We start from the raw sequence: 23,284 nt of genomic DNA on the forward strand, positions 1-23,284 counted from the left end.
TGCCGTCCCTCAGTGGTGCCGGAACTGGGGCTGTCGTTTTTCCGCGAATGCCGCCATACCTTCCTTCTGGTCCTCCGTTGCGAACAGCGAGTGGAAGAGTCTGCGTTCGAAGAGGACCCCCTGGGCCAGTCCGGTTTCGAAAGCGGCGTTGACGGCTTCTTTTGCCACCATGGCCACAGGCTTGGACTTGGATGCGATCACTTCTGCGGCTTTTATCGCCTCGTCCACAACATTCTCGGCGGGTACAACGCGGGACACCAGGCCGCAGCGGTCCGCTTCCTCAGCCCCGATGAACCTGCCCGTGAGGATCAGGTCCATCGCTTTGGCTTTGCCCACGGCTCGCGTCAACCGCTGCGATCCGCCCATCCCCGGCAGCACGCCGAGGTTGATCTCCGGCTGACCGAACTTCGCGTTGTCCCCGGCGATGATGAGGTCACACATCATGGCCAGTTCACAGCCCCCGCCCAGTGCGAAACCGGACACCGCGGCAATTGTGGGTATGCGCAGCCGGGTGAAGTCCTCCCACCCGCGGAACCAGTCTGCTGCGTACATGTCCATGTAACCCTGGGCAGCCATTTCCTTGATATCAGCCCCGGCAGCAAAGGCCCTTTTTGACCCCGTGATGACCACCGCCCCCACACCCGGATCAACATCCATGGCCCGGGCGGCGGACACGAGCTCCTCCATGGTTGCCTTATTGAGGGCATTCAGCGCCTGCGGCCGGTTCAATGTCACCAGGCCCACCCGGCCCCGCTGCTCCACGAGGATGTTCGTGTATTCCGTCATTCCGGGCTCCCGTCGTCCTGCGCTGCCTGATGTGGTGCATGCTGTGCCGCCTCGTGCGGAAGGGCGGCCGCCCGGCTACCCGCCGCATTCACAGGTTGATCTTTGCCGGACTTGTCGCGGATATCCGTGATGATCGCGGAGAAGTCCCTGCCGGCCCCGCCCTCCGCGGCAAACGTATCGTAAATTTCCGCGGCCAGCGGTCCTACCCTGGCAGCCACTCCTGTGCTGTTCAGTGCATTGACTGCGAGTTTGAGGTCCTTGGCCATCAGCGCTCCCGCGAAGCCGGGCTGGTAACCGCGGTTGGCCGGGCTGGCGGGAACGGGACCGGGCACGGGGCAGTTGGTGGTGAGTGCCCAGCATTGCCCGGACGCAGCCGATGCCACATCGAACAGCGCCTGGTGGCTCAGGCCCAGCTTTTCCCCGAGCACAAAAGCCTCACTGACGGCGATCATGGATGCCCCCAGGATCAGGTTGTTGCAGATTTTGGCGGACTGGCCGGCGCCGTGCCCGCCGCAGTGGACCACACGCTTGCCCATGACCTCCAGCAGCGGCCGGACGGCATCGAAGTCGGGTTCGTCCCCACCCACCATAAACGTGAGCGTTCCGGCTTCGGCGCCCACCACGCCGCCGGAAACCGGGGCGTCCAGGGAGCGGTGCCCTGCTTCGGTGGCCAGCCTGGCTGCTTCCCGCGCTTCATCGACGTTGATGGTGGAACAATCCAGGAATATGGTTCCAGGGGCTGCCGCTGCCAGTAGTCCCGCCCTGCCGTCCGTGCCCCGGTAGGCATCCAGAACGTGCCGGCCGCCGGGGAACATGGTGAGGACAACGTCTGCCCCGGACACGGCTTCAACAGCGCTTGCAGCGACTGGAATGCCGCGGGCCCGGGCAGCCTCCAGTGCTGCCGGCACCACGTCGAAGCCGGCTACCGCATACCCCGCCTTCACGAGGTTTCCTGCCATGGGCCCGCCCATATGGCCAAGGCCCAGGAAGGCAACGGTGTGGTTCTCACGCATGGTCCGGCTCCTTCAGCTCCAAATCCAGTTCCCTGCTGCCCAGCGGTTCAAAGAAGCGCTCCACCTGCTCCGGCAACACCCCAGCCAGGGTGGGCGGATTCCAGTGGGGCTGGCGGTCCTTGTCCACCACCTGCGCCCGGATTCCCTCCCGGAAATCGGGTGCTTCCAGGAACCGCAACCCCACGCGGTACTCCTGCGCCAGGGCATCGTCCAGGCTGCGGCCTTTCACCCGGCGGAGGGAAGCCAGCGTGACTTTCACGGCCGTAGGGGACTTCGACTCGATGGTGTCAGCAGCCCGGGCAGCGTCCCCACCAATTTTCCGGAGCCGGCGGACAATCTCCTCGGCGTCGTTGGAGGCGTAGCAACTGTCTATCCACTCCCGCTGCTGCTCGAGGGCAGATGGCGGGGCATTTTGCGCGACGCTTACGACGGCGGCTTCCGGGATTTCGCTTTCCAGCGCCACCAGCAGGTCGTCCAGCCTGTCCGAGGGAATGTAGTGGTCAGCCAGGCCCAGGTACACTGCGTCCGCCCCGCTCAGGTGTGTCCCTGTTAGAGCTGCATGGGTTCCCGCCTCGCCCGGCACCCGGGACAACAGGAGGGTCCCGCCGACGTCCGGCGCAAACCCGATGGTGGTCTCGGGCATACCCATCCGGGTCCGCTCAGTGGCCACCCGGACCGAACCGTGCGCGGAAATCCCCACGCCACCGCCCAGGACCAGCCCGTCCATGAACGCGGCGTAGGGCTTAGGGTAGCGGGCAATCAGGGAATTAACCCGGTACTCCGTCTGCCAGAAGTCCGCCGTTGCCCCTCCGCCTGTGAGCATGTCCTCGTAGATGGCCACGATGTCCCCGCCGGCGCAGAGCCCCCGTTCACCTGCGCCACGCGCCAGAACCGTGGCAACGCCGTCGTCGTCCGCCCACGCGGTGAGTTGCTCCAGAAGCGCGCCGACCATTCCGGCGGTCAACGCATTGACGGCCCGGGGCCGGTTGAGGGTGATGAGCCCCAGCCGGCCGCGGCGCTCAAACAGGACCTCCCCGTTGATCGCATCAGTATTCAGGTTTGTCATCAACTTCCTTCCGGCATCACAAAACTGGTTCCGTGCCGTATTCCTGAGGGCCACCGCGTGGTGACGGTTTTGGTCTTGGTGTAAAAACGGAAGGCGTCCGCCCCGTGCTGGTTCAGGTCGCCGAACCCGGACGCCTTCCAACCGCCGAACGTGTAGTAGGCGATGGGCACAGGGATGGGGACGTTGATCCCCACCATGCCTGCGTTGACACGGCTGGCGAAATCGCGGGCTGCATCGCCGTCCCGGGTGAAGATGGCCACGCCGTTACCGAACTCATTCGTGCTGCACAGCTGGAGGGCGTCGTCGTAATCCGCCGCCCGGACAACGCTCAGGACCGGACCAAAAATCTCCTGCCGATAGATGGCCATGTCCGGCTTCACGCCGTCAAAGAGAGTTGGTCCTACCCAAAAACCGCCCGCATAGCCTTCCACCGTGATGCCCCGTCCATCCGCCAGCAGGGTGGCTCCCTCGTCCACTCCCGCCTGGATGAGTCCCTCGATCCGGTCCTTGGCGGAGCCCGCCACCACGGGACCGAAATCCGAGTCCTGGTCCAGGCTGTGGCCCACTTTCAGGCCCTTTACCCGGTCCAGAAGCTTGGCCACCAGGCGGTCAGCCGTTTCCTGCCCCACCGGGACGGCTACCGAAACGGCCATGCAGCGCTCCCCCGCGGACCCGTACCCTGCACCGATGAGTGCGTCCGCCGCCTGGTCCAGGTCGGCGTCCGGCATCACCACCAGGTGGTTTTTGGCCCCGCCGAAGCACTGCGCCCGCTTGCCGTGGGCTGCGGCCGTGGCGTAGATGTACTGGGCGGTCGGGGTGGATCCCACGAAACCGATGGCCTTGATGCGGGGATCTTCAAGGAGGGCGTCCACTGCTTCCTTGTCACCGTTGATTACATTGAACACACCCTCCGGGATGCCCGCTTCGGAGTAAAGCTCCGCCAGGCGCAGTGGCACGGAGGGGTCCCGTTCGGAGGGCTTGAGGATGAACGCGTTGCCTGCGGCCAGGGCGGGCCCGGACTTCCAGAGCGGGATCATGGCTGGAAAGTTGAACGGCGTAATGCCGGCCACGACGCCGAGCGGCTGGCGCAGCGAATGGATGTCCATCCCGGGTCCGGCCTCGGTGGAGAACTCGCCCTTGAGCAAGTGCGGCGCGCCCGCGGCGAACTCCACCACCTCCAGCCCGCGCGTGATGTCTCCTTTGGCGTCGGCAAGGGTTTTTCCGTGTTCGGAGGACAGCAGACGCGCCAGTTCGTCGATGTTCCGGTTGACCAGGTCCACGAACCGGAGCAGGATCCGGCCGCGGCGCTGTGCGTTCGTGGCCGCCCATTCCTCCTGGGCTTTCACGGCAGCAGCAACCGCGCTGGCCACCTCGTCCCGCCCGGCCAACGGCACGCGGGCCTGGACAGCGCCGGTGCAGGGGTCGAAGACATCGCCGAAGCGGCCTGAACTGCCCGCCTTATGGTGGCCGCCGACGTAGTGGGAAAGCTCGCGCACCATGGCCGGAAGCTCCTTCGCGTGTGACCCAGGTCATTCCTGGTTGCGAATATACTCGGACTTCCTACTGAACTCCACCGGGCGGGCAGGACCCCGGACAGGCCTGCTCCGCAATCCGTGCAGCCACGGTAAGTTAGGAGCTGTGAAGATTGCTACCTGGAATGTGAATTCGCTCCGTGCCCGCGCCGACCGTGTGGAAGCCTGGCTGCAGCGCAGTGACTGCGACGTCCTGGCTATCCAGGAAACCAAGTGCAAGGACGATAACTTCCCTTGGGAACTCTTTGAGCGGATGGGCTACGAGGTCGCCCACTTCGGAGTGAACCAGTGGAACGGCGTTGCCATCGCGTCCCGGGTGGGGCTGGAAGACGTTGAGCGGACCTTCCTGGACCAGCCCTCTTTTGGGAAGGCGGGCAAGGACCCCGTGCAGGAAGCCCGGGCCATGGCGGCCACCTGCGCCGGCATCCGGATCTGGAGCCTTTATGTCCCCAACGGCCGGTCACTGGACGATGAGCACATGCCGTACAAGCTCAAGTGGCTGGAAAGCCTCAAGACGCATGCCCAGGAACTTGTCACGCAGAACCCCGAGGCCCAGGTGGCGCTGATGGGCGACTGGAACATCGCACCGTTCGACGAGGATGTCTGGGACATCGACCTCTTCGTCAATAACAGGTACACCCACGTCAGCCCTCCGGAGCGCGCCGCGTTCCACGCATTTGAATCTGCCGGCTTTACCGATGTCGTTCGTCCCTACACGCCGGGCCCGGGCGTTTACACCTACTGGGACTACACCCAGCTGCGTTTTCCGAAGAAGGAAGGCATGCGGATCGACTTCGTGCTGGGCTCCCCCGCCCTTGCTGCCCGCGTGACAGGCGCTTCAATTGACCGCGAGGAGCGCAAGGGCAAGGGCGCGTCGGACCATGCGCCCGTGCTGGTGGAACTGGCAGACTGATGACATCATCCTGGACCCAACCTAGGAGGCCGTAGTGACGGGAAACCTCTACCGGGGCCAGGCAGGCCTGCCATTCTCCTCAACCCTGCGCGTCTATGAACCCCTCGACGCCTTCCCCGAAGAGCAGCGGAAAGCCATTGCCGCTGCCGGGGCGCAGGCCGCCTCCCGTGCCGCCGTCGAGAACGCTGAACTGCTGGCCTCACTGGGACGGATCACCCGTTCCGGCGGCGACCCCTTCCCTACCGGGCGGACCGACCTGGTGCGCGTCACCACGGCGCCCGCTCCCGGCAAGGGAACGTCCGACGACGGCGCTGACGCCGAGCCTGAGCTGCTGTACTGTCCCAGCCAACTGGTGTTGCGGGCCGGCTTGGCGGCCAACGCGCTGATGGAGGGCATTCATGGTCCGCTGGCTGAGCTGCTGATCCCGGAGGAGCAGCGGGACAAGCACCAGGAGCGGATCGACCAGGTCAAGGCCCGCGACGGGTCCGTCCGTGTGCACACCCGGGCGTCCACCTGGGGTATCCCCTTCAGCTGGTTTTCCCTGTTCATGGATACGGACCATAAAGACGTGGTGGAGGCAGCCGACAGGATCGTCACTGTCCGGGTGTGGGCACCCATCACAGAAGCCCTGGAGCGGGCGCGGTACGCCGTGGCCAACCTGGCATTGGCGGCACCGGATCTTGACATGCTGGACGATCTCGCACAGCTCACGGAGTGGCTGGAGCTATTCCACGTGAACTCCATGGTGGAGCTGGACTACGGGGCTGTCGCGGACAAAGTGTATCCGGACGATTCGCCCATGGACATCAGGCTGGGAATCGAATGCCTGGCGGAGGGTGACATGACCGGCGCTGCCGCGGCGTACCGCCGCCTGGCATCGCGCTGGATTCCCATCCGGCAGCTGGCCCGCGCCTCCTGAAGCTGGCCCCGCGCCTCCCGAAGCTGGCGCTAAGACTGGGGCGGCGCCGTCGTCCTTCTGACAATCAGCTCATGCGGCGCGACGGCGGACCGTACCGCCCCTGCCTCGCCGTCCAGTTCATCGAGGAGCATCTTGGTGGCAAGTTCCGCCTGCTCGTCGGGCCGTTGTCCCACAGTGGTCAAGCCTATGGCGTCAGCAAAATCATGGTTGTCGATGCCCACCACCGAAAGTTCCTCCGGCACGAGCACGCCGACCCGGGCGGCTTCGAAGATCACCCCCATGGCCATCTCGTCCGATGCGCAAAAAATAGCTGTTGGCTTGTCTCCTGGCTTTGCCCAAAGGCGGCGGAAGGCTTCCTGCCCGCTGCGGACAGTAAAGTCCCCCCACTCGTCCCATTCGGCGCGGGTGGGGAGGCCGGCCGCGGTCATGACGTCCTTAAAGGCAAGAATTCGGACCCGGGGAACATCAAAGTTCAGGTCTGTCTCGTCGTCACCGTGCAGCAGCGCGATGTCCCGGTGGCCCAGGTCGATCAGGTGCCGGACGGCAGTGGAGGCCGCAGCATAATCGTCGATGCCGATATAGGCGCACTCCTCGACATGGCCGCCCACCACCACCAGCGGGATGTCAATCTTCTGCAGATGGTCCAGCTCGTCGTGGGACAACGCCATGCACAGGACCAGCAGGGCATCAATCTGCTTGTAGACCATGGTCTTGCTGAAGAGCCGCTCACGGTTGCTGCCATGGCCGCCCAGGTTGAACAGCGACAGATTGTAGTTGCGGGCGTGGAGTTCCCGGTCAGCTCCCTCGATGGCTTTGGAGAAGAACCAACGGCTGACGAATGGGGCAAGAACCCCGATGGTTTTGGTTCTGCCTGTTGCCAGTCCCGAGGCTGAACTGGACGCCACATACCCCAGATTCCCGGCAACCTCGAGGATTTTCTGCCGGGTTGCCGGTGACACCCGGGGCAGCCCGCGGACTGCCCGCGACACCGTGGCGGTGGATACCCCGGCGGCGGCGGCGACGTCTTCGATGCTGACCCCGCTGTGGCCGCCCCGTTGAGACCTTTCACTTGTGCGTGCCACGGTGTCCCCTCATTTGATCCCTGCAGGCATCCGCCCTGCTTGGTGCGATACCCCGGGCAATAATATTTTGAGCACCGGTCCGCACCGCAGTGCTACCTGGCGCCGTTGTACCCGTCGCGCCGGCTACCCGATGACGCCGGGCAGCCGGGGTGCGCTACCTCCGGTCCGGAAGGCGCCGGCGCAGGCGCACCATTCCATAGAGTGCGAGCAGCGTGGCCAGAAGCCCCAGTGCCCAACCGAGTGCCGGCTGCGCCGTCAGCTCCATCCAGACGGTGACGACGAGCAGTACCAGCGTCCAGAATCCTAGGAACCCGATGATGATGTCAAAATCCTCACCGGACCTCATGCGGCGGCGGTTGCTTCCCGCCCCGGCGGACCGGGGGCGGGAAGCGTGGCCCGTCACTTGACCGCACCAGCCGTCAGGCCGGCAACGATCTTGCGCTGGAAGACGAGTACCAGGATCACCAAAGGAATGGTGACGATGGTGCCCGCGGCCATGATGGCCGTGTACGGGATCTGGTTTGGCTGGGCGCCCGCGAAGCTGGCGATGGCCACCGTCACCGGTTTCGTTGCCTCGTTGGACAGCTGGCTGGCGATCAGGAATTCATTCCACGAGGAGATGAATGCCAGGATGGCCGTGGTGAAGATCGCCGGTGCCGCCAGGGGCATGATGACCTTCCGGAACGCCTGTCCCTGCGTGCAGCCATCAACCCGTGCAGATTCCTCCAGCTCCCAGGGCATTTCCCGGAAGAAGGAGGTCAGCGTGTACACGGTGAGGGGCAACACGAACGAGATGTTCGGAATGATCAGCGCCTGGTACGTGCCCATCCAGCCAATGTTGGTGAAGAGCTGGAACAGCGGGGTGATAAGGGCAACGCCCGGGAACATGGATGCCCCCAGGATGAAGCCCAGCACCAGGTACTTGAACCGGAAGTTCAGACGTGCCAGGGCGTACGCCGCGAACACGCCGATCACGAGCGAAATCACTGTGACCGTGACGCCGATGAAAATACTGTTCAGCAGGGCCTGGCCGAACCTGTTGCCGAACGAGGTATCGAAGGCGGTGACGAAGTTGTCCATGGTTACGTGGGTGGGCCAGGGTGTGGTGTCGTAGGTGAAGCCCACGTCGCGGAAAGCCGTTACCACCATCCAGTAAGCAGGTGCGAGGCACCAGATCAGGATGACGGCAGCGCTGATGTAGGTCCGGACGCTTGCCCACTTTTCCCGGTTCTGCGCAGACTTGCGTCCCTTGTCCTGCTGCGCCCGCAGGGACGTCGAAGCAGTGGTGGTTGTCATTTCTTCCCCTTGCCGGTGGCTCCGCTTTGCTCCACAACGTTCGCGCCCAGGAAGCGGACGAAAATGAACGCCACCAGGAAGATGATGAAGAACGTAATGGTGGACAGGGCGGCAGCTGAGTTGAAGCCTTGCCTGATCTGGTTAATCACCAGGATGGACAGCGTAGTGGTGTTGTTGGCACCACCGGTCAGGATGTACGGCAGGTCGAACATACGCAGGGCATCCAGGGTACGGAACAGGATGGCGACCATAAGGGCCGGCTTGACCAAAGGCAGGGTGATCATCCGGAAGCGCTGCCATGCGGTAGCGCCGTCCACCTTTGCGGCTTCGTAAACCTCGGCAGGGATCATCTGCAGGCCGGCGAGGATGAGCAGCGCCATAAAGGGCGTCGTCTTCCAGGTGTCGGCAATGATCACAGCCCATTTAGCCGGCCATTCGCTGCCCGTCCAGAGGATGGACACGTTAAACAGCTTGTTGATGATGCCGTTGAAATCGAACATGAACAGCCAGAGCTGGGCGGTTACTGCCGTGGGGATGGCCCACGGAACGAGTACCGCTGCGCGGACCAGGCCGCGGCCCTTGAACGTGCGGGCCATGATCATGGCCATCCAGAAACCGAGGACGGTTTCGAAGGCAACAGTGATGACTGTGAAGAGGAAAGTAGTGCCCGTAGCCGTCCAGAACTGGCCTCCGAGGGTGCCCGGCGGGCAGGCGACCGTGCCGCCGCCCTGGGCTGCACACTGCTGCCCCAGCCAGTTCACATAGTTCTGGATACCTGCCGGGCCGCCCTCGGTGAAGAGCCCGGTGACAGGATCGAGTCCGGCGTCCTTCTGGAAGGACATGATGATCGCGCTGATGATCGGGTAAACGATCACAATGCCCAGCGCGATGATGGTCGGGGCAAGAAGCCATGATGCCCACTTGCCCTGGCTCAGGATCTTGTTGTCTTCGCCTACGCCCTTGGGTCCGTGGTGGACCGGGGTAGTGCCCGACGCCGGCCCTTTGACCGGCGTCGGGCCCAGTTCAGTAGCCATGGCTTCTTACGATCCTGCGCCGGCGGTCTCGATGGACTTCTGCATGTCGGACAGCGCGTCCTTGGCCGGCTTATCGCCCTTCAGCGCAGCGTAGGCGTTCTCCTGGATGGCCTGGGTGACAGCCGGGTAGAACGGGGTTACCGGACGGGGAACAGCGTTCTCGATCGAGGTCTTCAGGACGGGCAGGTACGGCAGCTTGGCAACCAGTTCCTGGTCCTCATAGAGAGCGCCGAATACCGGTGCCAGGGAACCCTGCGTTGCGAAGAACTTCTGCTGCTCCTCTTCGATGAGGAACTTTACGAAGTCCAGGGCAGTCGCCTTGTGGTCGGAATAGACGCTGATGGCTGCGCTGTGGCCACCAAGGGAGGAAGCACCAGGGCCGTCCTTGCCCGGCAGGGCCGCCATGCCCAGCACGTCCTTGACCTGGGAGGAACCTTCGGTGGTGGCCAGGTTGTAGACGTAAGGCCAGTTGCGGAGGAACAGCAGTTTGCCTTCCTGGAACGCGCGGCGGCTTTCCTCTTCCTGGTACGTGATTGCCTCAGCAGGAATGTTGCCGTTCTTGAAAGCTTCGACCAGGTTGTTCAGGCCTTCCTCGGCCTCCGCGGTGTTCAGGTTCGGCTTACCCTCGTCGTTAAGGACGGAACCACCGGCGGAGTTGATGGCCTCGGAAGCATTGACGGTCAGTCCTTCATACTGCTTGAACTGGCCGGAGTAGCAGCCAATGTTGTTCTCCTTTGCAATGGAGCACATCTCCATCATCTCGTCCCAGGTCTTGGGTGCCTCGGGGACCAGGTCCTTGCGGTAGTAGAGGATGCCGCCATCGGAGGAGACCGGAGCCGCGTACAGGGTGTCCTTGTAGGAGCCGGCCTCGACGGTGGGTTCAAGCATGCCCGTGGTGTCGACGGCCATCTTGTCCTTGAGCGGCTGGAGCCAGCCCTTGGCGGCGAACTCGGCGGTCCAGACGACGTCAACGCTCGCTACGTCGTAATCGGCGTTTTTGGCCTGGAAGTTCTGGACGAGGTCATCGTGCTGCTGGTCAGCCTGGTCAGTCTGTTCCTTGAAGGTGACCTTCTCATCGGGATGAGCGGCGTTCCACTTTTCAATCAGCGGGCGGACTACGTTGCTGTTGTCCTTGCCCTGTACATAGGTGATGGGACCCCGGCTGTCGAGGTTGGCTTCGGCGTCACCGCCGCCACCACCTCCACCGCCGCCCGTGGTCCCACCGCCTCCCCCGCCGCATGCGGTCAGAGTGAGGGCCAGAACACCGGCAGTGGCGGCCGGAAGTAGGAATCTAGGGGTTTTCATTAGCTTGAAGCTCCTCGCTGAGTGACAAGTAGGTCTACAGTGCGCTTGCTGGTGAGGTTGATGTGGTGACGCTCACACTAGTAATGTTGCTGCGGGTTATGCAAGCGTTTACATCAAAAAGTTATCTGAGAGGAACCAAATGTCCAATCCGGACGTTCCTACTGACCATCCAACCCGGCCGGAATGGTGGGCGGACGCCGTCGTCTACCAGATCTATCCCCGGTCCTTCGCAGACGGCAACGGAGACGGGATGGGAGATCTTCCTGGTGTCACGAACCGTCTTCCCTACCTGCAGCAACTCGGAGTAGACGCCATCTGGCTGTCCCCGTTCTACAAATCCCCCCAGGCGGACGCAGGGTATGACGTGGCAGATTACCGCCAGGTGGATCCCCTTTTCGGCTCCTTGGGTGACTTCGACGCCATGTTGCAGGAAGCTCACCAGCGCGGGCTCAAGGTCATTGTTGACCTGGTACCCAACCATACTTCCGACGAACATGTGTGGTTCCAGGAAGCGCTCGCTTCCGCGCCGGGTTCTCCGGAGAGGAGCCGCTACATGTTCCGGTCTGGAAAGGACGACATTCCCGGTTCCGGTGACGGCAAGCTCCCCCCGAACAACTGGAAATCGATCTTCGGCGGGCCGGCCTGGAGCCGGATCACTGAGGCTGACGGATCTCCGGGCGAGTGGTACCTGCACCTTTTTGACAGCAAGCAGCCGGACCTCAACTGGGAAAACGCCGAGGTGCACGAGGAGATGCGCTCTGTGCTTCGTTTCTGGCTGGACCGGGGTGTGGACGGCTTCCGCGTTGACGTGGCCCACGGCCTGGTCAAGGAGCCCGGCCTGCCCGACTGGGAAGGCGCCGCCGCCATGGTTGAAGGCACCGTGGAAGTGCCCCGGGAAGCAGCGCACCGCCCTGGTGATGCTCCCGGAGCCCATACGGACGCCGAGGAGCCACACAGGGCGGTATCCCCGCTTTATCCTCCCTCACCGTTCTTTGACCAGGACGGCGTGCACGACGTTTACCGGGACTGGCACCAGGTGCTGGCCGAGTACGAAGGCGACCGCATGATGGTGGCCGAAGCCTGGGTGGAGCCAGCGGAACGGCTGGCCCGCTACACCCGCCCGGACGAAATGCAGCAGGCCTTCAATTTTGATTTCCTGCTTGCAGGCTGGGATGCGGAGCGCATGGCCGAGTCCATTGAAGCCTCCCTGGCAGCTGCCGCTTCCGTCGGCGCTCCCTGCACGTGGGTCCTGAGCAACCACGACACCGTCCGGCACACCACCCGGTTCGGCCTAAAGGACCCCACGATGTTCCCCAAGGGACTGGGAGCGGACGATGAGCAGCCCAATGCTCCCCTGGGGCTTGCCCGCGCGAGGGCTGCGACCTTGATTTCGCTGGCTCTTCCGGGTTCGGCTTACCTGTACCAGGGAGAGGAGCTGGGACTTCCCGAGCACACCACCCTCCCGGCCGATGCGCGGCAGGACCCGACGTTTTTCCGGACGCGTGGCGCAGAGATTGGCCGTGACGGCTGCCGGGTCCCCCTGCCCTGGGCTGCGGAACGGCCCGGCCACGGCTTTTCCGTGGCCCTGGACGGCGGGGCATCCCAGCCCTGGCTCCCGCAGCCGGAGAGTTTCGGCCCATTGGCAGCGGACCAACAGGAAGGAGTGGAAGGCTCTACCCTGGAGCTTTACCGGGCTGCCCTTGCCTTCAGGTCCGCACATCGGCTGGGTGCAGGCTCCTTTGGTTGGGCTGAGGTCCACGCGCCGGACAGCGGGGTGCTGGCCTTCCATAACAGCGACGTCCTGGTGTTAGGCAACCTTGGGTTTGCTTCCGCCCCCGTTCCTGATGGTTATTCGGTTGTTCTCTCCAGCGGTCCTGAACTTGCAGCCGAGTGGGCGGATAGGCGCGAAGTACCCGTAGACTGCACCGTTTATTTGGTCAGGGACTGAAAGTACCAGCGGTCAACGCACGCGCTCAGCCCTGCTGAAGCGCGTCCGGGCGCCGGCTGCAACGTGGATCAGCACCGGAATTTTTCTTCCAACCACCGTCTCCAGTGCCGCGACCAGGGCGTATACCTCGCCTGCCAGCAGGTGAGGGGCCACGCCCTGGCGCGGCAGGAGGCGCACTTTCAGGGCCGGGCTGCCTTTGACGTCATAGGTGGTCACAGTCGCACCGGCCAGGTCGGGACGATCTGCGAGGGCATGTTTAAGCGCCTGCTCCGCCACTCCTCCACTGATCCGGACATCGCCCGGAACCGCCCCGGGATCGTATTCATAGGCAAGCAGGTTGGCCCGGCCCTTGCCCTGCTGCGCAACCCAGGCCACCATCAGTCCAATCAGCAGAAGCAGGGCCAGCGCCACCAGGATCCACAGCCAGCTTTCAGTGCGCCCGGGAAACCTCGTGGCAGCGAAGACCTGATTGACCTGGTTCCAGACACCGGCAGACCAGGAGTGCCACCAGGAAGCAACGGCCGGAACAGCCGCCAGCAGCATCAGCAGGACGCCAACAGCAAGAAGCATCAAACCGAGGACCGCAACGAGGATCCGGTTAAGAAGGGTAGGGGTACTGTTCATGCGCCGATCACTCCTGACGGCGCCACGTTGACCTGTGCCTCGGGTGAAGGGTGCAGAGCCATGGCGTGGAGTTCGCTTTGGACCGCAGCAAGCACGGCGTCGTGGTCCACGGGAACTCCCGAGGTGGGCCGGACATTCACCACCACCTGCCGCTGCGAAACCACCACCATGACCTGTTCGGGTGCGACATTTGCGGCAAGCCGGGCGCGGCGTGCCAGCGCGGAAGCGATGACTTCATCGTCCACCACTACGGCACGTCCGGCGTTTTCACCGCCACCTGCAAGGTGCCGGGCACGGCGCCCGGGCAGGACCCCGTTGAGGAAAAAGACCAGGCCAAACATGGCCAGGACCGCGCCAAGGGCGCCCAGCAGCAGCGGTGAAATATCTGCGGGGAGGGCCACCATGCGCTCGGCCGCCACCTGCGGCTCGATGAGCCAGGCCGGCTGCCCGAAGGCTTGAACGGCAGCTTCGAGGAGCCCGTAGGCAGCAAGCGCGATGACCAGGACCGCGGCGGCAGTGGCCACTACCGCGCGTGAGGAGTGCGTTTCCCGATGCAGTATGCGGCCCATATCAGGACCCTGGTTTTCCACGCGCCGGCTCATCGGACGCGTCCTCCTTCGCTGATCCTCACTCCGCTGATCCTGATGTCCACCCGGCTCAACTGTGCACCGCTCAAATCCGCGACTGTGGCGAGGATGCGGGCTTTTGCCGTTACCGTGCGCTCCCAGATGGAGCCTCCACCGCCTTTCACCCGGGAGGGGTCCAGAACCACGGCGTTCAGTGGCGGGATGCTGATGGGCGTGACAAGGGACAGCGCCAGCATGCCGTCGTCGTCCGTCCAGTCAGCCCGGACATCCTCGGCGTCCACGCCCAGGTAGTGGGCGGCTGCGGCCTTGGCAAGGCTGGTCAGGGCCTGCGTGCTGATGCGGTTATGGCCGGTCAGCTCCTGGCCCCGGACAGCCGGAGCGGTGGAGCTCATGAGGACGAGCGCCGGCCGATGATGGCGTCCAGGACGCCGCGAAGGTCCAGTTTCCCTTCAGCGGCCCGGCCCAGGACTGCCCCGATGGCCATAAAGAGCAGCGATATCAGAAACCCCCACAGGCCGAACTGCAGGGACATAAAGGCGACGAAGGCGCCCATCGCGGTACCGGCGACGGTGAGGTTCACAGCAGCCCCTCCCTTTCCGTGGAACCGGTGGTGGGCTTAACCGGTGGCATAACGTAGACGTCGGTGACTTCCACGTTGACCTCGATCACCTGCAGACCCACGAGTTCCTCCACCGCCCGGTAAACTGCCGCGCGTACCTCGTTGGCCAGTGAGTGCAGCGGTGTGCCGTAGCTGGCGACGAGGCTGATATCCACTGCAACCTGCGTTTCGCCCACCTCAGCGCGTACGCCGGCGGCATGATCCGAACTGCCAACGGCGTCGCGGATGGCGCCAAGCGCACGGGGTCCGGAGCCCAGGGAGTACACCCCCGGTACGGCCCGGGCGGCAAGTCCTGCCACTTTGGCTACTGCCGTTTCAGAAATAACCGTACGGCCAAGACCAGGCGCCGGCACAGGAACCGGGACGGGACGGCTCTGGATGCCCTGGCCGGGTTGCGGGTTCTGGTATTCCATCAGGCACTCCCCCTTCTGTTGATCCCAACCCTATCCCTGGCGGTGACTTAAGGGCAGACAGGGCCGACCGGCTGCAGAGAAGTGTCCTGGCGTGGAGAGCGGCGGAACCTGGCATCCATTCCAGGAGTAAGGCGTTAAAGAAGAAAAGCACCAGTTCCGAAGAACTGATGCTTCCCAGTGGTGGCTCCGACCGGCGTCGATCCGGTGACCTTTCGATTTTCAGTCGAACGCTCTACCAACTGAGCTACAGAGCCTAGGTGACTAGTCACCATGAGAGCCGGAATTGCTTCCAACAATCAGAGCGACCCTGACGGGACTTGAACCCGCGACCTCCGCCGTGACAGGGCGGCGCGCTAACCAACTGCGCTACAGGGCCTTGCGTTTCTTGCTTCGCAGTATCTCTACCGCTTTTTTCAAGGCTTCCAGCCTACCAGACATTTTAAGTCTGTTTGACCAGTTCCTTGCGTACCCCCAACGGGATTCGAACCCGTGCCGCCGCCGTGAAAGGGCGGTGTCCTAGGCCGCTAGACGATGGGGGCCAGAACCCGTTCGGAACAAAAATAAAAGGCGTCAAGCGATGCTTTCCGTCTTTGCTCTTTGCGTTTCTCCGAACTGGACTCTAAAACTATAGGGCCTACTGGGGAATATTCCAAAATCCGCGAAAACACGCGCCCAGAGCGGCACGAACAGGTGAAGATGGACTGATGGACGCCGTTGCAGCACTCAACGAGATCGCCTTTTGGCTGGAGCGCGGACGCGCTGCCACCTTCAAGGTCCAGGCCTTCCGCAAAGCTGCCGGGGTGATCGCTCCGCTGCCGCCGGAAGAAGTGGCAACCAGGGTGAAAAACGGCCGCCTGAAATCCATGAAAGGCATTGGCGACCGGACTTACCAGGTCATCCGGGATGCAGTCGAGGGCCAGGTCCCGGAGTACCTCGCCGACCTTCGCGAGAAGGGCGCCCAGCCTTTGGCTTCCGGTGGCACCGTCATCCGGGAGGCGCTTCGGGGTGACCTGCACAGCCACAGCGAATGGTCCGACGGCGGGTCCCCCATTGAGCTGATGGTGGCAGCAGCCGGGGTGCTGGGCAGGGATTACCTCGCGCTGACGGACCACTCCCCCAACCTCACCATCGCCAACGGGCTCTCGGCGGAACGGCTGATGCAGCAACTGGACGTAGTGGCGGACATCAACAACGGCACCCACGCCGGCTCTGACGGGAAGCAGGACAACCGGGTGCGGCTGCTGACCGGCATCGAAGTGGACATTCTGGAGTCCGGCGAACTGGACCAGGATCCGGAACTGCTGGACCGCCTGGACATCGTGGTGGCAAGCGTCCATTCCAAGCTGCGGGCGGACCGGAACACCATGACACGACGCATGCTCAAGGGCATAGCGGATCCGCAGACCAACGTGCTGGGGCACTGCACGGGACGCCTGGTGGAGGGGTCAAGGGGGACGCGTCCGCCGTCGGAATTCGACGCCAAGGAGGTGTTCGCCGCATGCGCGGAACACAACGTGGCGGTGGAGATCAATTCGCGGCCGGAGCGCCAGGACCCGCCGGATGCACTGATCCAGCTCGCTTTGGACGCAGGCTGCCTTTTCTCAATCGACAGTGACGCGCACGCACCAGGGCAGCTGGACTTCCTTCAGTACGGCGCGGAGCGTGCGGACCGGAACGGTGTTCCGGCCGACCGTATTGTCACCACCTGGCCCGTCGAGCGGCTGCTGGAGTGGTCCGGGGCGAACCAGCGTTAGCCCGCGGCGTCCGCGAGTTTCTGCCGGAACTCGGCCTTGGTGGTCAGGGTGAGCTTCTCCCCGTTGAGGAAGAAGGTGGGGGTGCCGGTCACGCCCAGCGCATTACCGTCCGCTACGTCGGCCAGGATGCGCTCTTCCGTCCTGGGATCAGCGACGACGGCATCATACTGCGCAAGGTCCAGCCCCAACTGCTCGGCGTAATTCCGGAACCGCGGGGCCTGGGACTGCTGGTTTCCCGCCCACTCGGACTGGGTTTCGAACAACTTGTTGGCCATGTGCTGGTACTGGCCCTGCCGCCCGGCCGCCTCCGCTGCCAGCGCCGCCTGTCCCGAGTTCGGGTGGGCTGACAACGGGAAGTGCCGGTGAACGAATGTGATCCTGTCTCCGAACTCGGCTTTGAATTCCTCGACGATGGGATGGATGGAGCCGCAGGACGGGCATTCGAAGTCCAGGAATTCCACAAGTTGTGCCTTCTCGACCGCCGGGCTGGTCAAGCGGTGGCTGTCCGCACGGACAAGCTGTTCGGCACCGGGGGCCGCAGGCGCGGACTGTTGGGACTTCCCCAAGGTCAGCACGGCGTACCAGGCCGCCCCGGCCACTACCACTGCGGCGAGGACCAGCCAGATGATTTTCCGGATCAGGCGTGCTGTATCCCGGGGAGGCGCGAGGTTTGAGACCATAACCCGCATCCTAGCCGCCAAACCGATACCCTTTTGGGCTCTTTATCGAATCTTTGGCAGGAACTTGGTTAGACGTGGCCGATTTCCGCCAGACCGGGAGCTGGACGCCCGGCTAGATTGGCACCATGGCATCAAGCACCCCCGTCAGCGCACCCGCGCCCCCAACCGGTCCCGCATCCCGGATCAAAGCACTTGGCATTGCGGCCATGGCCGTTACCGTGGTCCTCTGGGCTTCGGCATTTGTGGGCATCCGGGCCATCGGCCCACACTTCTCCCCCGGCTCCCTGACGCTCGGCAGGCTGGCGGTTGCCGCCGTCGTGCTGGCCCTGCTGGTCCTCCCCCAACTGCTGAAGAGCCGGCTCCTGCCCCGGGGCCGGGAGTGGTGGCCTATCCTTGCCTACGGGGTGATGTGGTTCGGCGGGTACAACGTGGCGCTGAACGCGGCGGAGCACGTGCTGGATGCCGGCACCAGCGCCCTGCTCATCAACGTCAATCCCATCCTCGTGGCCATCATGGCCGGCGTTTTCCTCAAGGAGGGATTCCCGCGCTGGCTGATCATCGGGAGCCTGGTTGCCTTCGCGGGGGTGGCGCTGATTGCCGTGGGTTCAGGCCAGCCCTCCGTACCGGGGGAAAGTCCGACGACGGATGTGGCGGGGGTGCTGCTGTGCCTGCTTGCCGCTGTGCTCGCCGCAGTCAGCGTCATCATCCAAAAGCCGGTGCTGCGCAAGTTTCCCGCTGCACAAGCCACCTGGTTCGGGATCCTGGTGGGGGCAGTGTGCTGCCTGCCTTTTGCAGGACAGCTGGCCACCGAAGTGCAGGCGGCGCCGGCTGGGGCAACATGGGGCCTGGTTTATCTCGGCATCTTCCCCACGGCCATTGCCTTCACCACGTGGGCGTACGCGCTTTCACTGATTGAGGCGGGCAAGCTTGCAGCCACCACCTACCTGGTGCCCGGCACCACCATCCTTATCTCGTGGCTGCTCCTGGGCGAAATTCCCACTGCACTGGGCCTGGTGGGCGGGTTGGTCTGCCTGGTCGGTGTGGGTCTGACCCGGCGACGCACCAGGCCGGGACGGGAAGCCAGGCCAAAGGTTCGTCACTAGAGTTGGAGTATGCCAGCCAGTTTGCCGCCGGGTTTGCCTGTTGTTCCCGAGGGCCCCAGCGAGCCCCTTCGTGCGATCGGGCCACCCGGCTTCACCATGCCGCCGGACGAGTTCGAGGCCGCAGTCCAGGACGCCCTGGCCAGTATCCCGGACCAGCTGGCGGGCGCGATGGATAACGTAGCGGTGTTCATCGAGGACGACTACGTGCCCCGGCCGGGCGAGGACCCGGACACCGTACTGCTGGGGCTCTATGAGGGCGTGCCGCTGACAGAGCGGGACTCGTGGTGGGATGCCGGTTCCCTGCCGGACCGCATCACCATCTTCCGCGAACCCATCCTTGAAATCTGCTCCTCACGTGATGACGTTATCCATGAGGTGGCTGTCACGGTGGTCCATGAAATCGCCCACCACTTCGGGATCGATGACCACCGGCTGCACGAGCTCGGCTGGGGCTAGCCTTGTAGGCATGGGACACGATCACAGCCACACGCACGGTATTACCGCAACGGGCCGGCACCGCAAGCGGCTTGTGGCGGTTCTTGTCATCACCCTCGTTGTGGTCCTGGTGCAGGTGGTGGGTTCAGTACTTTCCGGTTCGCTCTCGCTGCTTGCCGATGCCGGCCATATGCTTTCCGATGCCGCCGGGGTAACCATCGCGTTGCTTGCCGCCTGGATTGCAGGCCAACCGGCGAGTGACCAGAGGACCTACGGGTACCAGCGGGCCGAAGTCCTCGCGGCATTGGCCAATGCCTTGATCCTGATCGTGATCTCCGTGGTCATCTTCAGTGAAGCAATCCGGCGGATCGGTTCCGCCCCTGAGGTGCAGACGGACATCATGCTGTTTGCCGCCATCCTGGGTGCTGCGGCCAACCTCGTGTCGCTCCTGATTTTGCGCGGAGCACACCAGGAAAGCCTCAACGTCCGCGGTGCTTATCTCGAAGTCCTGGGCGACCTTCTGGGTTCGGTCGCCGTGATAGCCGCCGCGGTGACAATCATGGTCACCGGCTTCCACGCTGCCGACACCATCGCCTCAGTGGTGATTGCCCTGCTGATCCTGCCCCGGGCATGGACGCTGCTGCGCGATGTGGTTGACGTGCTGCTCGAAGCCAGCCCCAAGGGGGTTGAAGTCCAGATGATTCGTGAACACATCATGTCTGTGGAGGGCGTATCTGATGTGCACGACATCCACATCTGGACCATCACTTCAGGCGTGCCGGTTTTCTCAGCACACGTCGTGGTGGAGGACGGCGTGCTGACCGCCCGCGGAGCGGACCAGTTGCTGGACAAACTGGTGACCTGCCTGGGTTCGCACTTCGATACCGACCACTGCACGTTCCAGTTGGAGCCGGCCACGCATTCCGAACACGAGGCGCACCAGCACGCCTAGGCTTGGTCAGCTCAGCACGTCCTTGGTGATGAACCGCCCGTAGGCGAGGGCACCGAACAGGGCAATGTACCCCGCCTGCAGCAAGGCGTTGCTGGCGAACGAGTCCCACAGCACCGGCTGGCGGAGCAGGTCTCCAAAGCCCAGCCAGTAATGGCTGAACAGCCACGGGTGCAGCCACTCGAGCTGAGGCAGCTGGTCAAGGACCTGGGACACTACTGAGACCACCACTGTGGCCGCCATGGCACCCACCGGGACCACAGTGAGCGTGGACACAAAGAGTCCTATGGCGGAGAGCCCGGCCAGGGAAACGGCCAGGTAGGCAGCAATCAGGAGGAGGCGTACCCCGGCCTCCGCCGGCTCGATCACGTCCCCTGACAACAACGTCACCGGGCCCACGGGGAAAAGCGCCGCCCCAATGCCGGCACCGGCCAGCGCCACAGTGATGGGCGCAGCAAGGCAGAACGCCAGCGCCCCCGCGTACTTCACCAGAAGCAGCCGCACCCTGCCTGTAGGAGCAACCAGCAGGTACCTCAATGTGCCCAGGTTTGCCTCGCCCGCGATGGTGTCCCCTGCCACCACGCCCACGGCCAGGGGCAGAAACAGTGGAACCGACACCAGCATGGCGGTAAACGCAACGAAAAGTCCGTTCTGGGTGATGCGGTCCAGGAAGGCAGGGCCCCGGCCCGCGGGAACTCCGGATGAGATCCTGACGGCCACGGCGATCAGCACCGGTATCGCCGCCAGCGCCAGCAGCAGTGCCCAGGTACGGCGCCGCGCAAACAGCAGCCGGAGTTCCGACCACAAAAGGGAGGCACCGGACCCGCGGGGCGCCGCTGCGGGTTCTGCTCCTGCTGCCTTTGCGGTTACCTGCCGGGCGTTACTGGGCAACATCGAAACCCTCACCCGTCAGGGCAACAAAGCGGTCCTCAAGGCTTTCCCGTTCCACTGCGAAACCGCGGACCCTGACTCCGGCATTCACCAGGCGTGCCACGATCTCTTCCGGGGCGGTGTACGGGGAGGCAGGGGTGCCCGGCACTGGCCTTCCTGCCCCAACGCCTGGACTTCCAAGTACCCCCGGCCGGGCCAGAGCGGCCGTTACCACCTCGCCGTCCGGTTGCGCAGCTGCAGGTTCCGGCAACAGCCCAAGGCGCGCCAGGACCGACATCGCGGTCCCGGCGTCCGGCGTCACCAGACGGATGGAGGCGGTTCCGGACCGGCGCAGCTCGGAGAGCGGGCCCTGGGCCACGAGCCGGCCCGCGCTCATGATGGCCGCATGGGTGCACATCTGCTCCACCTCGGCCAGCAGGTGGCTCGAGACAAAGACGGTAGTCCCGTCTGCTGCGAGGGACCGGACGAGGTTCCGGACTTCCCGGGTGCCCTGGGGGTCCAGCCCGTTGGTGGGTTCATCCAGCACCAGCAGTTCGCGGGGAGACAACAGCGCGTTGGCAATACCGAGCCGTTGCTTCATGCCCAGCGAATAGGCGTGCACGCGCTTGCCTGCGGCGTGGCTTAATCCCACCCGTTCCAGCGCCTGGTTCACCCGGGATCCCCGTGAGGCGGGTGGGGCATGCCGGGTGGCGGCGTCGAGGCGGTGGAGGTTCGCGGTCCCGGAGAGAAAGGGGTAGAAGGCCGGGCCCTCCACCAGTGCCCCCACGTGCGGGAGGACGTCCTGGAATTCGCCGGGCATGTCCCTGCCCAGCAGTCGAACGGACCCCGCGGAGGCGGCGGCGAGGCCCAGCAGCATCCTGATGGTGGTGGTCTTTCCGGAGCCGTTGGGTCCGAGGAAGCCGAAGACCGCGCCGGGAGGCACTGCGAGGTCGAGGCCATCCACGGCCAACTGCTGCCCGAAGCGCTTCGTCAGCCCCTGGGTCTCAATGGTCAGGCCGTAGGTCCGGGAGCCGGGGCCTCCTGCGGGCCCGGTCACGGAGCCGTGGATGCGGCTTGCAGCCTCTCCGGCGGGACCATGCCCGCGAAGATCCGGCCGTCGTCAGTGAACAGGACGGTGAACAGCGTGGTGGAGAACAGCCGCCCGCCGGGAACTGCGACGACGGCTTGGGACAACAGCGGATTCCTGGAAAGGAGGGCATCCATGGTGGAAGTCGTCCCTGCCTCAGCCGGGATTTCCACTACCGTTTCCCACCCGGCCCCGGTCAGGTAGGGCCGGACTTCGTCCTTGATGCTCCGGGCAGCATTATCCGGCGTGACGTGGATGCCGGGGTTGCCGGGGAACCCGGAGCTGAGCGGCCAGTGGTGGGAATGGCGAACCTGCAGTTCCTCAACGGTGCTGCCGGGCGGCGGGACGAAGTTGAAAAGCGCGTCGTCCGGAGCATCGAGGGACAGGCTGGTGAATCCGGCGCTGAAGGCGGGTTGGGCTGCACCGCGGGCCGTCACCTCCACAGAGAGCGGCATGCCGTTGGCTGCGTCGACGGCGATTGCCACCTTGCCCACCAGCGTGTCCCCGGTACGCGGCTCGAGCAGGAGGTTGTAGGCAGGGCGCCCGGCCGCTGTCACATCCGGGCCCACTGACACGGCAGTTGAACTGTCCACCGCGGCCAGGAACTTTTCGGAGAGGTCCTGGGGCGTGGGCGGGACGGGCACCACAGCCTGCGGGGTATTCAGAGGCGGCGTCCCGGTGTTCCCTGGGTCCGCCAGCGGCGGCTGGGTAAGCGGCAAATCGGCGGCGTAGCCGGGCAGGGTCAGGTGCGCGGCGGAGTTGTCCTTTGAGGAGTAAAGCCAGACGTCGTTGCCGCGGCGGATCACGTCACGTTCGGCGAGCCGGTCCACCACCTGGATCCGCGCCTTGGTTTTTCCGTCCATGAAGACCCTCGCCGTATGCTCACCGGTGAGGAACTCCATGGCTGAGGCTGCGCCTCCGGGCGAGGCAGGGCCGGACGTCGGACCCGTTGCCGGCAGTTCCGGCAGCCCCAGCTCGGAGGACTGCTCAATGGTTCCCGAAAACGTGTGTGTCCTGTGGCCGGCCAGCAAGGCGATCACCTCGGCAGGGGTTTTTGCGGGCAGCGGGTCGCCTGCCCGCGCCGGCATGGATCCCACCAGTACCCCGGCGGCGATCACGGCAGGCACAGCCGCTGCAGGAACCCACCTCAACCAAGTCCGATTGCCGCCTGTTCCGGCAAGCCTGCCCGTGGTCAGGCGGTTCATCCTCCGGCGGTCCGCAGTCGGGCCGTCTCCGTCACTGGAGCCCATAGTCCAAGGGTACGCCTCG

Annotated in this window: 25 protein-coding genes and 3 tRNA genes; 7 read left to right on the top strand and 21 right to left on the bottom strand. The window is 64.5% G+C overall.

The window, feature by feature from the left end; genetic code table 11:
* Nucleotides 1–9: 9 nt before the first annotated feature.
* The 4 genes from AC5RT4_RS12990 to AC5RT4_RS13005 are packed head-to-tail and all read right to left on the bottom strand — an operon-like array spanning nucleotide 10 to nucleotide 4,364.
* The gene (locus tag AC5RT4_RS12990) at nucleotides 10–786 is read right to left on the bottom strand and encodes an enoyl-CoA hydratase (RefSeq protein ID WP_494106006.1); all 777 of its coding nucleotides are present in this window, start codon (nucleotides 784–786) and stop codon (nucleotides 10–12) included.
* The gene (gene mmsB, locus AC5RT4_RS12995) at nucleotides 783–1,799 is read right to left on the bottom strand and encodes a 3-hydroxyisobutyrate dehydrogenase (protein WP_494106007.1); all 1,017 of its coding nucleotides are present in this window, start codon (nucleotides 1,797–1,799) and stop codon (nucleotides 783–785) included. Before mmsB ends, AC5RT4_RS12990 begins: the two co-directional genes overlap by 4 nt.
* On the bottom strand, nucleotides 1,792–2,865 hold the full coding sequence (locus tag AC5RT4_RS13000; protein WP_494106008.1) for an enoyl-CoA hydratase/isomerase family protein: 1,074 nt from the start codon (nucleotides 2,863–2,865) through the stop codon (nucleotides 1,792–1,794). Before AC5RT4_RS13000 ends, mmsB begins: the two co-directional genes overlap by 8 nt.
* Entirely contained in the window at nucleotides 2,865–4,364 is a 1,500-nt protein-coding gene (locus tag AC5RT4_RS13005; protein WP_494106009.1) for a CoA-acylating methylmalonate-semialdehyde dehydrogenase, read from the bottom strand. Before AC5RT4_RS13005 ends, AC5RT4_RS13000 begins: the two co-directional genes overlap by 1 nt.
* Before the next feature lie 139 nt (nucleotides 4,365–4,503).
* Here AC5RT4_RS13005 and AC5RT4_RS13010 point away from each other — a divergent pair, with 139 nt between their 5' ends.
* The gene (locus AC5RT4_RS13010; RefSeq protein WP_494040604.1) at nucleotides 4,504–5,310 is read left to right on the top strand and encodes an exodeoxyribonuclease III; all 807 of its coding nucleotides are present in this window, start codon (nucleotides 4,504–4,506) and stop codon (nucleotides 5,308–5,310) included.
* A 34-nt stretch (nucleotides 5,311–5,344) separates the two neighbouring features.
* The gene (locus AC5RT4_RS13015) at nucleotides 5,345–6,229 is read left to right on the top strand and encodes a DUF8083 family protein (RefSeq protein ID WP_494106010.1); all 885 of its coding nucleotides are present in this window, start codon (nucleotides 5,345–5,347) and stop codon (nucleotides 6,227–6,229) included.
* Between the two features lie 29 nt (nucleotides 6,230–6,258).
* On the opposite strand, the gene AC5RT4_RS13020 is transcribed toward AC5RT4_RS13015, so the two are convergent.
* From AC5RT4_RS13020 to AC5RT4_RS13040, 5 genes are all read right to left on the bottom strand, one after another.
* On the bottom strand, nucleotides 6,259–7,311 hold the full coding sequence (locus AC5RT4_RS13020; protein WP_494040602.1) for a LacI family DNA-binding transcriptional regulator: 1,053 nt from the start codon (nucleotides 7,309–7,311) through the stop codon (nucleotides 6,259–6,261).
* Between the two features lie 154 nt (nucleotides 7,312–7,465).
* Nucleotides 7,466–7,714, bottom strand: a complete 249-nt coding sequence (locus AC5RT4_RS13025) for a hypothetical protein (protein ID WP_494106011.1) — start codon at nucleotides 7,712–7,714, stop codon at nucleotides 7,466–7,468.
* Nucleotides 7,711–8,607 carry a carbohydrate ABC transporter permease gene (locus AC5RT4_RS13030; RefSeq protein ID WP_494040600.1) on the bottom strand — a complete coding sequence of 299 codons (897 nt, stop codon included), beginning with the start codon at nucleotides 8,605–8,607 and terminating at the stop codon, nucleotides 7,711–7,713. The genes AC5RT4_RS13025 and AC5RT4_RS13030 overlap by 4 nt, the downstream gene beginning before the upstream one ends.
* The gene (locus AC5RT4_RS13035) at nucleotides 8,604–9,641 is read right to left on the bottom strand and encodes a carbohydrate ABC transporter permease (protein WP_494040599.1); all 1,038 of its coding nucleotides are present in this window, start codon (nucleotides 9,639–9,641) and stop codon (nucleotides 8,604–8,606) included. Before AC5RT4_RS13035 ends, AC5RT4_RS13030 begins: the two co-directional genes overlap by 4 nt.
* 6 nt (nucleotides 9,642–9,647) lie before the next feature.
* Complete coding sequence (locus tag AC5RT4_RS13040) at nucleotides 9,648–10,946, bottom strand: ABC transporter substrate-binding protein (RefSeq protein WP_494040598.1); 1,299 nt, start codon at nucleotides 10,944–10,946, stop codon at nucleotides 9,648–9,650.
* Between the two features lie 139 nt (nucleotides 10,947–11,085).
* On the opposite strand from AC5RT4_RS13040, the gene AC5RT4_RS13045 reads away from it, so the two are divergent.
* Entirely contained in the window at nucleotides 11,086–12,894 is a 1,809-nt protein-coding gene (locus tag AC5RT4_RS13045; RefSeq protein WP_494040597.1) for a glycoside hydrolase family 13 protein, read from the top strand.
* 12 nt (nucleotides 12,895–12,906) lie between these two features.
* Here AC5RT4_RS13045 and AC5RT4_RS13050 read toward each other — a convergent pair whose 3' ends face one another.
* The 8 genes from AC5RT4_RS13050 to AC5RT4_RS13085 all read right to left on the bottom strand — a co-directional run bounded on the left by AC5RT4_RS13050 (nucleotide 12,907) and on the right by AC5RT4_RS13085 (nucleotide 15,676).
* Entirely contained in the window at nucleotides 12,907–13,518 is a 612-nt protein-coding gene (locus AC5RT4_RS13050; protein WP_494040596.1) for a hypothetical protein, read from the bottom strand.
* The gene (locus AC5RT4_RS13055; protein ID WP_494040595.1) at nucleotides 13,515–14,120 is read right to left on the bottom strand and encodes a hypothetical protein; all 606 of its coding nucleotides are present in this window, start codon (nucleotides 14,118–14,120) and stop codon (nucleotides 13,515–13,517) included. The genes AC5RT4_RS13050 and AC5RT4_RS13055 overlap by 4 nt, the downstream gene beginning before the upstream one ends.
* Entirely contained in the window at nucleotides 14,117–14,497 is a 381-nt protein-coding gene (locus AC5RT4_RS13060; protein ID WP_494040594.1) for a hypothetical protein, read from the bottom strand. Before AC5RT4_RS13060 ends, AC5RT4_RS13055 begins: the two co-directional genes overlap by 4 nt.
* Nucleotides 14,494–14,685: a hypothetical protein gene (locus AC5RT4_RS13065; protein ID WP_494040593.1), complete on the bottom strand. Its 192-nt coding sequence runs from the start codon at nucleotides 14,683–14,685 to the stop codon at nucleotides 14,494–14,496. Before AC5RT4_RS13065 ends, AC5RT4_RS13060 begins: the two co-directional genes overlap by 4 nt.
* A complete protein-coding gene (locus tag AC5RT4_RS13070; protein WP_494040592.1) occupies nucleotides 14,682–15,137 on the bottom strand; it encodes an Asp23/Gls24 family envelope stress response protein in 456 nt (151 codons plus the stop codon). The genes AC5RT4_RS13065 and AC5RT4_RS13070 overlap by 4 nt, the downstream gene beginning before the upstream one ends.
* A gap of 178 nt (nucleotides 15,138–15,315) precedes the next feature.
* Nucleotides 15,316–15,391: transfer RNA gene (locus tag AC5RT4_RS13075), tRNA-Phe, on the bottom strand.
* A 48-nt stretch (nucleotides 15,392–15,439) separates the two neighbouring features.
* Nucleotides 15,440–15,513 (bottom strand) — tRNA-Asp (locus AC5RT4_RS13080).
* A gap of 90 nt (nucleotides 15,514–15,603) precedes the next feature.
* Nucleotides 15,604–15,676: transfer RNA gene (locus AC5RT4_RS13085), tRNA-Glu, on the bottom strand.
* A 165-nt stretch (nucleotides 15,677–15,841) separates the two neighbouring features.
* Between AC5RT4_RS13085 and AC5RT4_RS13090 the strand changes: the two genes are divergently transcribed.
* Complete coding sequence (locus AC5RT4_RS13090; protein WP_494040591.1) at nucleotides 15,842–16,891, top strand: PHP domain-containing protein; 1,050 nt, start codon at nucleotides 15,842–15,844, stop codon at nucleotides 16,889–16,891.
* Here the strand turns inward: AC5RT4_RS13090 and AC5RT4_RS13095 are convergent.
* Nucleotides 16,888–17,571 (bottom strand): DsbA family protein, encoded by a 684-nt coding sequence (locus tag AC5RT4_RS13095; RefSeq protein WP_494040590.1) that lies wholly within the window; start codon nucleotides 17,569–17,571, stop codon nucleotides 16,888–16,890. The genes AC5RT4_RS13090 and AC5RT4_RS13095 overlap by 4 nt on opposite strands.
* 125 nt (nucleotides 17,572–17,696) lie before the next feature.
* Between AC5RT4_RS13095 and AC5RT4_RS13100 the strand changes: the two genes are divergently transcribed.
* From AC5RT4_RS13100 to AC5RT4_RS13110, 3 genes are read left to right on the top strand one after another with little or no spacing between them, the layout of a single operon-like run.
* Nucleotides 17,697–18,674, top strand: a complete 978-nt coding sequence (locus tag AC5RT4_RS13100; RefSeq protein WP_494040589.1) for a DMT family transporter — start codon at nucleotides 17,697–17,699, stop codon at nucleotides 18,672–18,674.
* Between the two features lie 9 nt (nucleotides 18,675–18,683).
* Entirely contained in the window at nucleotides 18,684–19,130 is a 447-nt protein-coding gene (locus tag AC5RT4_RS13105; protein WP_494040588.1) for a metallopeptidase family protein, read from the top strand.
* A gap of 10 nt (nucleotides 19,131–19,140) precedes the next feature.
* Nucleotides 19,141–20,061, top strand: coding sequence for a cation diffusion facilitator family transporter (locus AC5RT4_RS13110; protein ID WP_494106012.1), 921 nt, complete (start codon nucleotides 19,141–19,143; stop codon nucleotides 20,059–20,061).
* Nucleotides 20,062–20,067: 6 nt separating this feature from the next.
* Here the strand turns inward: AC5RT4_RS13110 and AC5RT4_RS13115 are convergent, their stop codons facing one another.
* Genes AC5RT4_RS13115 through AC5RT4_RS13125 form a run of 3 tightly spaced genes read right to left on the bottom strand, consistent with a single transcriptional unit; the run spans nucleotide 20,068 to nucleotide 23,265 of the window.
* A complete protein-coding gene (locus tag AC5RT4_RS13115; RefSeq protein ID WP_494106013.1) occupies nucleotides 20,068–20,952 on the bottom strand; it encodes an ABC transporter permease in 885 nt (294 codons plus the stop codon).
* Nucleotides 20,939–21,985 carry an ABC transporter ATP-binding protein gene (locus tag AC5RT4_RS13120; RefSeq protein ID WP_494040585.1) on the bottom strand — a complete coding sequence of 349 codons (1,047 nt, stop codon included), beginning with the start codon at nucleotides 21,983–21,985 and terminating at the stop codon, nucleotides 20,939–20,941. Before AC5RT4_RS13120 ends, AC5RT4_RS13115 begins: the two co-directional genes overlap by 14 nt.
* Nucleotides 21,982–23,265: a LolA family protein gene (locus AC5RT4_RS13125; protein ID WP_494040584.1), complete on the bottom strand. Its 1,284-nt coding sequence runs from the start codon at nucleotides 23,263–23,265 to the stop codon at nucleotides 21,982–21,984. The genes AC5RT4_RS13120 and AC5RT4_RS13125 overlap by 4 nt, the downstream gene beginning before the upstream one ends.
* Between the last annotated feature and the right edge of the window lie 19 nt (nucleotides 23,266–23,284).

Source organism: Arthrobacter sp. sptzw42, assembly GCF_059089685.1.

Bases quoted from the DNA above. Each gene is read 5' to 3' on its own strand.
- AC5RT4_RS12990 (WP_494106006.1), bottom strand. From the start codon at position 786: ATGACGGAATACACGAACATCCTCGTGGAGCAGCGGGGCCGGGTGGGC.
- mmsB (WP_494106007.1), bottom strand. From the start codon at position 1,799: ATGCGTGAGAACCACACCGTTGCCTTCCTGGGCCTTGGCCATATGGGC.
- AC5RT4_RS13000 (WP_494106008.1), bottom strand. From the start codon at position 2,865: ATGACAAACCTGAATACTGATGCGATCAACGGGGAGGTCCTGTTTGAG.
- AC5RT4_RS13005 (WP_494106009.1), bottom strand. From the start codon at position 4,364: ATGGTGCGCGAGCTTTCCCACTACGTCGGCGGCCACCATAAGGCGGGC.
- AC5RT4_RS13030 (WP_494040600.1), bottom strand. From the start codon at position 8,607: ATGACAACCACCACTGCTTCGACGTCCCTGCGGGCGCAGCAGGACAAG.
- AC5RT4_RS13035 (WP_494040599.1), bottom strand. From the start codon at position 9,641: ATGGCTACTGAACTGGGCCCGACGCCGGTCAAAGGGCCGGCGTCGGGC.
- AC5RT4_RS13040 (WP_494040598.1), bottom strand. From the start codon at position 10,946: ATGAAAACCCCTAGATTCCTACTTCCGGCCGCCACTGCCGGTGTTCTG.
- AC5RT4_RS13045 (WP_494040597.1), top strand. From the start codon at position 11,086: ATGTCCAATCCGGACGTTCCTACTGACCATCCAACCCGGCCGGAATGG.
- AC5RT4_RS13050 (WP_494040596.1), bottom strand. From the start codon at position 13,518: ATGAACAGTACCCCTACCCTTCTTAACCGGATCCTCGTTGCGGTCCTC.
- AC5RT4_RS13055 (WP_494040595.1), bottom strand. From the start codon at position 14,120: ATGAGCCGGCGCGTGGAAAACCAGGGTCCTGATATGGGCCGCATACTG.
- AC5RT4_RS13060 (WP_494040594.1), bottom strand. From the start codon at position 14,497: ATGAGCTCCACCGCTCCGGCTGTCCGGGGCCAGGAGCTGACCGGCCAT.
- AC5RT4_RS13070 (WP_494040592.1), bottom strand. From the start codon at position 15,137: ATGGAATACCAGAACCCGCAACCCGGCCAGGGCATCCAGAGCCGTCCC.
- AC5RT4_RS13090 (WP_494040591.1), top strand. From the start codon at position 15,842: ATGGACGCCGTTGCAGCACTCAACGAGATCGCCTTTTGGCTGGAGCGC.
- AC5RT4_RS13095 (WP_494040590.1), bottom strand. From the start codon at position 17,571: ATGGTCTCAAACCTCGCGCCTCCCCGGGATACAGCACGCCTGATCCGG.
- AC5RT4_RS13100 (WP_494040589.1), top strand. From the start codon at position 17,697: ATGGCATCAAGCACCCCCGTCAGCGCACCCGCGCCCCCAACCGGTCCC.
- AC5RT4_RS13105 (WP_494040588.1), top strand. From the start codon at position 18,684: ATGCCAGCCAGTTTGCCGCCGGGTTTGCCTGTTGTTCCCGAGGGCCCC.
- AC5RT4_RS13110 (WP_494106012.1), top strand. From the start codon at position 19,141: ATGGGACACGATCACAGCCACACGCACGGTATTACCGCAACGGGCCGG.
- AC5RT4_RS13115 (WP_494106013.1), bottom strand. From the start codon at position 20,952: ATGTTGCCCAGTAACGCCCGGCAGGTAACCGCAAAGGCAGCAGGAGCA.
- AC5RT4_RS13125 (WP_494040584.1), bottom strand. From the start codon at position 23,265: ATGGGCTCCAGTGACGGAGACGGCCCGACTGCGGACCGCCGGAGGATG.